The 7,728-nt window shown below is 56.4% G+C and carries 9 protein-coding genes; all 9 read left to right on the top strand.

Annotated features, from left to right (window positions below):
- Nucleotides 1-455, top strand: a 455-nt coding sequence (rpsD, locus tag PKC81_RS13970) for a 30S ribosomal protein S4 (protein WP_324337122.1), incomplete at its 5' end; no start/stop codon positions are given.
- Between the two features lie 228 nt (nucleotides 456-683).
- The gene (locus PKC81_RS13975) at nucleotides 684-1,127 is read left to right on the top strand and encodes a hypothetical protein (RefSeq protein WP_298598741.1); all 444 of its coding nucleotides are present in this window, start codon (nucleotides 684-686) and stop codon (nucleotides 1,125-1,127) included.
- Between the two features lie 112 nt (nucleotides 1,128-1,239).
- The gene (locus tag PKC81_RS13980) at nucleotides 1,240-2,922 is read left to right on the top strand and encodes a M28 family metallopeptidase (RefSeq protein WP_324337125.1); all 1,683 of its coding nucleotides are present in this window, start codon (nucleotides 1,240-1,242) and stop codon (nucleotides 2,920-2,922) included.
- 5 nt (nucleotides 2,923-2,927) lie between these two features.
- Entirely contained in the window at nucleotides 2,928-3,908 is a 981-nt protein-coding gene (locus PKC81_RS13985) for an agmatine deiminase family protein (RefSeq protein ID WP_324337127.1), read from the top strand.
- Nucleotides 3,909-3,976: 68 nt separating this feature from the next.
- Nucleotides 3,977-4,837, top strand: coding sequence for a methyltransferase (locus PKC81_RS13990; protein ID WP_324337129.1), 861 nt, complete (start codon nucleotides 3,977-3,979; stop codon nucleotides 4,835-4,837).
- A gap of 3 nt (nucleotides 4,838-4,840) precedes the next feature.
- A complete protein-coding gene (locus tag PKC81_RS13995; protein ID WP_324337131.1) occupies nucleotides 4,841-5,188 on the top strand; it encodes a DUF3147 family protein in 348 nt (115 codons plus the stop codon).
- A gap of 7 nt (nucleotides 5,189-5,195) precedes the next feature.
- On the top strand, nucleotides 5,196-6,062 hold the full coding sequence (aguB, locus tag PKC81_RS14000) for an N-carbamoylputrescine amidase (protein WP_324337133.1): 867 nt from the start codon (nucleotides 5,196-5,198) through the stop codon (nucleotides 6,060-6,062).
- Between the two features lie 197 nt (nucleotides 6,063-6,259).
- A complete protein-coding gene (locus PKC81_RS14005; RefSeq protein ID WP_324337134.1) occupies nucleotides 6,260-7,021 on the top strand; it encodes an outer membrane beta-barrel protein in 762 nt (253 codons plus the stop codon).
- Nucleotides 7,022-7,104: 83 nt separating this feature from the next.
- Nucleotides 7,105-7,632: a 2-amino-4-hydroxy-6-hydroxymethyldihydropteridine diphosphokinase gene (gene folK, locus PKC81_RS14010; RefSeq protein ID WP_324337136.1), complete on the top strand. Its 528-nt coding sequence runs from the start codon at nucleotides 7,105-7,107 to the stop codon at nucleotides 7,630-7,632.
- Nucleotides 7,633-7,728 lie beyond the last annotated feature (96 nt).

The following is a 7,728-nucleotide window of genomic DNA, read 5'->3' on the forward strand; positions in this document are numbered from 1 at the left end:
CCAAGCAGAAGCTGAAGGGCTATTATGGCGACATCACCGAAAAGCAGTTCAAGCGCGCTTATCAGGAAGCGAACCGCATGAAGGGCGATACCTCGCAAAACCTTATCGGTTTGCTCGAGCGTCGTCTGGACATGATTGTATATCGCGCCAAGTTCGCACCGACCATCTTCGCGGCTCGCCAGATCGTCAGCCACGGTCACATCCGCGTCAATGGCGTGAAGTGCAACATTGCCAGCCGTCAGGTTGACGTAGGCAGCGTGATCAGCCTCGGCAACAAGGCCAAGGAAATGGCGCTCGTTATCGAAGCGCAGGGCCTCGCCGAACGCGATATTCCCGAATATGTCAGCCCCGATGGCAATGACAAGGTGACGTTCACCCGCGTTCCGACGCTCGACGAAGTGCCCTATCCGGTGAAGATGGAACCCAATCTGGTCGTCGAATTCTATTCGCGTTAATCAGCGGTCCATCGCAAATGTTCGAAAGAGCGGCTTCGGCCGCTCTTTTTTTGTCCTTGAACGAGAGCCGTTCGTCGAAAACAACATCAAAACTGTTGCAATATTACAACATTTTTTAGGTGTTATCTTACTTTTTAGCGTAACATTCATTGGCCAGCAAGAATTGGCTTCCTACATAGGGGTTAGCCACTGACGTGGTTTATCTCCCAATAAATCAAGGATATAAAAATGAAAAAACTCCTCATTCTCGCTTCGGCTGCTGCAGCTGTGATCGCAACCCCTGCCATGGCCGCAGGCGAAGGCCGCGTCGAAGGCCGCGGAGCAATCGGCTGGGGCGGTGGCTCCGAAGATTTCTTCGCTGGCGTTGCTGCCGGATATGATATCGACCTCGGTGAGACCGCATTTGTGGGCCCCGAAGTGTCCTACGACACCAATTTCGACGGTGCCGATCTGGTCAATCTGGGCGGCCGCCTCGGCGCCAAGGTTGGCGAAAAGGGCAAGCTGTATATCGCCGCCGGCTATGAAGTGAACGACATTGAAGAAATCAATGCGGGCGTCGGCTATCAGCACAGCTTCAATGACAAGGTGTTCGGCAAGGTCGAATATCGCCGTTATTTCCTGAACGGCACCGATCTGAACGCCGCTGGCGTTGGCATTGGCGTGAAGTTCTAAGCTTTTAGCCTGCAAATTAGAGTGGCGGCTCCAGCAATGGGGCCGCCTTTTTTGTTTGAGCCCACACACTGCCTCTGGCAGAAGCGGCGCAATTCGTTTTCTGGAGAATGACATGCGCCTTTTGACGCTCGCCTTGGTTTCCGCGCTTGCCCTTTCGGGGTGCAAGAAGATTGATGACGTAGGTTCGGGTAAATTGCCTGAAGTTGCAGTCCCCGATTTGTCGGAAGCGACGATGAAGGACATCACCCGCACGCTTTCGACCGATGCCTTTGAAGGGCGAGCGCCCGGCACCGCGGGTGAAGAAAAAACCGTCGCGCTGATGATCGAAAAGTTCAAAGCCGCAGGTCTCGAACCGGGGAACCCTTCGAGCGAAAAGGATGGCGGTTGGACGCAGGATGTGCCGCTGGTCGAAATCGCAGCCAAGAATTTCTCACCACTCACAGTCACCGGCAAAGACGGCAAGGCGATGCGCTTTGCCTATGGCACCGAATATGTTGCGGGGACCTATCAGGAACAGGCGAAAATCAACATCAAGGACAGCGATGTTGTCTTCGTCGGTTACGGGATCAACGCTCCTGAAAAGGGCTGGAACGATTATGCGGGCGTCGACGTGAAGGGCAAGACCGTCCTTATCCTTGTCAACGATCCAGACTTTGAAACACCCAGCCTCGAGGGGCCGTTCGGCGGCAAGGCAATGACCTATTATGGCCGCTGGACCTACAAATTCGAGGAAGCCGCACGTCAGGGCGCGGCCGCTGCGCTAATTGTTCACGATACCGTGCCAGCGGCCTATGGCTGGAATGTGGTCAATTCGAGCTGGACCGGCCCGCAATTCCTGGCCCAATCGAAAAATGGCGGAGCGGACCAGACCAAGGCCAATGGCTGGGTACAAAAGGATGTGGCCGCCAAAATCATGGCTGCTGGCGGGCAGGATTTGGCCAAGGCGATGGCCGCGGCAAAGACCAAGGGTTTCAAGGCCATCCCACTAGGTTTGAAAGCCGGGGTTAGCTTTGAAAATGCAATCTCCAAGAAGAACAGCCGCAACATCGTCGGTGTATTGAAGGGCGCCAAGCGTCCTGATGAATATGTGCTCTACACCGCGCATTGGGACCATCTTGGTCGCTGCACGCCGGTTGACGGTGATGAAATCTGCAATGGCGCCGTTGATAACGCCACGGGTACCGCTGCGCTGGTGGCGCTTGCAGAGGCGCACAAGAAAACAGGCGCACCGGACCGCAGCATCGTCTTCCTTGCAGTGACCGCTGAGGAATCCGGACTGCTGGGTTCCAAATATTATGCCGAAAACCCGATCTACCCGCTGGCGAAAACAGTAGGCGGCGTGAACATGGACGCTTTCTCTATGTCGGGTCCTGCCAAGAACCTGACCGTTATCGGCATGGGCAAGTCGGATCTGGACACCTATCTGAACGCCGCCGCGAAAATCGAAGGCCGCACGCCTGATCGCGAACCGACGCCGGAAAAGGGTTTCTATTACCGTTCTGACCATTTCAGCTTCGCCAAGCTGGGCGTACCGATGGTCTATTTCGAAGGCGGAGACGATCTGGTCAATGGCGGCAAGGAAGCCGCCGAAAAAGCAGCGAAGGACTATGAAGAAAATCGCTACCATGCACCCGGTGACGAATTTGACGAAAGCTGGGATTGGTCAGGTGTGATGGCCGACCTGCGTCTCTATTACCGCGTCGGACGGATGCTCGCGATGACCAGCGCATGGCCCAATTGGGTCGAAGGCGATGAGTTCCGCGCAATCCGCGACAAAAGCCGGGAAGCGAAGTAACGCACATGCACCAAGGGATGCTGCCCGAATGGGCATCGCATGAACGTGTCTGGATCGGCTTTCCGTCCGATCCCGCCGCATGGGGTGAGCCGCTGGCCGAGGCACAACGCCAGATAGCCGCCTTTGCCAATGCTGTTCACGACGGCGGCAGAGGCGAGACGGTGCACCTGATCGCCAAAGGAGTGGACGCGACCGCGCGGGCCCGCGATCTTTGCGATGCAGGCGTGATTGTCGAAGACCGATTGATCGGCGATGTTTGGTTGCGCGATACCGGCTGCATCATCACGGGAAGCGGCGCTGGCCGTGTCGCGCGCAATTTCGGCTTCAACGGTTGGGGTAACCGCTTCGATTATGAAGGCGACCAGACAATTGGGCGCGAGCTGGCTCAGGCGGCTGGCTTTCGCGTGACCGATTGTGGCTGGATTCTCGAAGGCGGCTCGATCGATGTCGATGGCAAAGGTCTTGCTGTCACCACGGTCGATTGCCTGCTCAATCCGAACCGTAATCCGACCCTTGACCGAGCAGCCATCGAAGCGCGGCTGGCCCGCGATCTTGGTATCGATCGCTTGCTCTGGCTCGGTGACGGCCTCGCGAACGACCATACCGACGGGCATATCGATAATCTGGCGCGCTTTGTGGCCCCCAATCAACTTGTGCTGCCCGAAGCGCGCGATGCCGATGACCCCAATGCTGCAGTTTACGCCGATGCCCGCCGCCGCGCTGAAGCCTTTGGCTGCAAAGTCACCCCGCTGCCCTCTGTTGGCCGCTTTGAGCAAGATGGGGAGGCTGTGCCAGCCAGCTATATGAACTTTTATATCGGCAACAGTGCAGTCGTCGTTCCGGTTTATGGCAGCAAATATGATGAGGACGCGCTGTCCGCACTTGAACCACTATTCCCCAAAAGAAAAATCATCGGTCTGCGCGCCGACGCTGTGCTGACCGGCGGCGGAAGCTTCCATTGTTCCAGCCAGCAAGTGCCGCTTTGACTGTATTCCCTTGCGGCGCAAGCTGACGCATAATCAGAGCATCAAGTTCAGAAGAGAGGACCTCCCCCATGAAAATGACACTATTTCTTGCCTTGGCAGCCACCGCCCTTTCCGCACCCGCAATTGCGGAAAATCACGGCCACAAGCACAACAAGGCACATGCAGCGATGCACAAGGCGCATCAGGAGCGCATGGCAAAAATTCTCGCCGACCCCTCGCGCGCAGAAGATAGCAAGCGTGACAAATATCGTCATCCCGCCGAGACTTTTGAATTTTTCCGCATCCATCCCGACCACAAGGTCGGCGAATATGCACCGGGTGGTGAATGGATTTCGCGCATCCTTGGTCGCTATATGGATCCGGGTAAGTTTAACGGCCTTTATTTCAGCACCACTGTGTTTGCCGATGACAAGACCCGCGAAGGCGTAAAGGCGGGGGCAGCGAAATTCCCCGACGATGTTGCTAAAGTCACCGGTCGTCCGGCAACCGACTACGCGGCCTTCACACTCGACGCCATTCCCGAAGGCGCTAAGGGCACGTTCGACCGGATCATTGTCATGCGCATGATGCACAATTTGTTCCGCTGGAATATGGCCGATCAGGAAATCAAGCGGATGCGCGACCTGCTTAAGGACGACGGCCTGCTCGGCATCGAGCAGCACCGTGCAAAAGCCGATGCACCCTATAGCTATGCCGACGGCAATAAAGGCTATCTGCGTGAAGCCGATGTCATCAAGTTCATGGAAGTGAACGGTTTTGAACTGGTTGCGAAGAGCGAAATCAACGCAAACCCTAAGGACAGCGCCAACTGGCCCGATGGCGTGTGGACGCTTCCCCCTGCCCTGCGCCTCAAAGAGGTCGACAAGACAAAATATGAAGCGATCGGCGAAAGCGACCGCATGACCTTGCTGTTCAAGAAGCGGCCCTAAAGCTTGGAACTTGCCATTCGCGCCATATTATCGGGTTTACTGGTTGCTACCATTTCCCTGATTGCCAGAAAAAGCCCGGGACTTGGAGGATTGATTGCTTCCATCCCCCTCGTCTCGACGCTTGGCATGATCTGGCTGTGGCGCGATACCGGTGACCCAAAGCTGGTTGCCGACTATGTCTATTCGGCATTTTGGTATTTCCTGCCTTCTATTCCGATGTTCCTGCTAATTCCATGGATGCTGCGGTCCGGACATGGGTTTTGGCTGACCCTGTCAGCCGGCATCGCGTTGACCTTCATACTGTACTTACTGACAATCGGGATTGCCGCGCGTTTCGGCGTGCGGCTATAGGCGAGACATGACACGCTCCATCACCGTCGCCGCGCTCCAACTGCCTCTGCAAGGCAGCGAAGGCGAGAATATTGAATCAGTTTCGGCTCTGATTGAGAAAGCGGCATCCGATGGTGCGCAAATCATATTGCCACCCGAACTCTTTTCAGGCCCCTATTTCTGCAAGACGCAGGAAGAGGCGCATTTCGCCCTCGCAAGGCCGACGCTTGAACATCCCTCGGTGCAAGCCATGGCGAAACTGGCCAAAAAACTGAAGGTCGCGATCCCCACCAGTTTCTTCGAACGCGACGGATCGCATTTCTACAATACGATGGCGATGATTGATGCGTCCGGCGACATCCTTGGCACCTATCGAAAAAGTCACATCCCCGATGGCCCCGGCTATCAAGAAAAATATTATTTCCGCCCGGGCAATACCGGTTTCAAAGTGTGGGACCTATTCGGCACGCGCATCGGCGTCGGCATCTGCTGGGACCAATGGTATCCCGAATGCGCGCGAGCCATGGCCCTGATGGGGGCGGAGATGTTGTTTTACCCGACAGCGATTGGCGCAGAACCGCAGGACGCGACACTCGACACCCGTCATATGTGGCGACGTGCAATGGTCGGCCATGCGGTCTCAAACTGTATGCCCGTGATCGCCGCCAACCGCGTTGGCGCTGAATCCGACCATGGGGGTGCAGCGCAGAAATTTTATGGAACCAGCTTCATCGCCAATGAATGGGGTGATGTTGTTTGCGATCTGGACGATAGCGAAACGGGTATACTTCTGGCGAGCTTTGATCTCAATCAGGCCCGCCTTCACCGCGCCAGCATGGGCTTTTTCCGCGACCGCAGACCTCAACTCTATGGCCGCCTGATCGAAGACAGCTAGGCAGCTATAACTTCTGTTACATTATTGCCACAGCCGCCGCAAAATCGTCGGCATGGTCGATTCCATACAATATCCAGAAAGGTTCTACGCGTTAACGGGGCGTCGTGATTTCGCGACACCCTTTGTCCGGCATCACATTCATGGGTCGCACCAACACTTATCCGATGATTCATCGGAACAGATTGAAGGAATCTACCATGAAGAAACTCTCGCTCATCTCGGCTTCTGCCATTGCCATGATCGCAACCCCCGCCATTGCGCAAGATGCCGATTGGACTGGCCCTTATGTCGGCGTCCAGGCTGGATATGGCACCGGATCATCCGACTCCGATGTCGCCCTTAGCGGCGCATGGACGTCTGAATCGCAGGGGCTGCGCGATTATGTAACATCAACTTTTGCTGACAGCCGCAAACCGGAAGGTTTCAACTTCGGCGGCCAGTTGGGTTATAATTACCAGACCGCTGGAAACTTCGTCCTTGGTGCCGAGGCTGACTTCACCATCCTGAATGCCGATGACAGCCGGTCGACCGGATTGGTTCCGACAACCCCATTCCCCTCGCTCAGCTATAGTTTCGGCAATGGCATTGATGCGAAACATATGTTCTCGTTGCGCGCTCGCGCCGGCGTCGCGATGGACAAGACGCTTATCTACGCATCGGGCGGCTGGGCATGGACAAAAGCCGAATTCGCAGCAACAATGTCGTCCAACGGCGGATACGACAAGGCTGGTGGAACAAAGAAGACGCTGGACGGCTTTATTATCGGTGGCGGCGTTGAGCACAAATTCAGCGACACGGTCTCGGCTCGGCTCGATTATGCGTACACCGACCAGGGTGGCACCAGCTATGACACCGGATATCTGCCGGGCAGCACCTTTGTAACCCCCGCCTATACGGAAACCCTGCGCCAGGATCTGGACATGCACCTGATCCGCGTCGGGCTGAACTTCCACTTCTAATCGTCACGCTCCCGGGGTTGCCACGGGAAATGGCAACCCCGGATTGCGCTTCCCCGCCCGCCGTATCGGCGCTAGGCGGGGATATGGCCGGGAATACCAAACATCTCTATCTGATCGCGCTGGGTTCAAACCAGCGTCACGAACTCGCAGGCAGTCCACGAAATATGCTCGAGCAGGCTATCGAAGCCCTCGAAATGCCGGATATTGACGTTTTCGCGCAATCTTCAATCATCGAAAGTACCGCGATAGGCGCCTCAAGGCGCCGCTACGCCAATGCGGTTGCCGTGATCTCCAGCCACCTTGATCCGCCAGCATTGTTGCGCCGCCTGCAGTCAATTGAAACCCATTTCGGCCGTCGACGCATTGGTCAACGCTGGCGTGGGCGTACGCTCGACCTCGACATCCTGTTATGGTCGGGCGGGATCTGGTCTGGCGAACGCCCTGCGCTTGCCATTCCGCACGTCGCAATGCGCGAACGGAACTTCGTGCTCGGCCCGGCGACTGAAATTGCGCCGGATTGGCGCGACCCGGTATCCGGCCTGACCATTCGCCAACTTTTTCATCGCTTAAACCGTCCCAAGCCGCTTGACCGTTCGCAAAGCCCGCATTAGGGGGAGCGCTCCTGAGCGTGCTGTTGTTTCAGCACCGCGATGGGCCCTTAGCTCAGTCGGTAGAGCAACTGACTTTTAATCAGTAGGTCGCTGGTT

It is taken from the genome of Sphingorhabdus sp., assembly GCF_035329025.1.
Taxonomy (GTDB): domain Bacteria; phylum Pseudomonadota; class Alphaproteobacteria; order Sphingomonadales; family Sphingomonadaceae; genus Sphingorhabdus_B.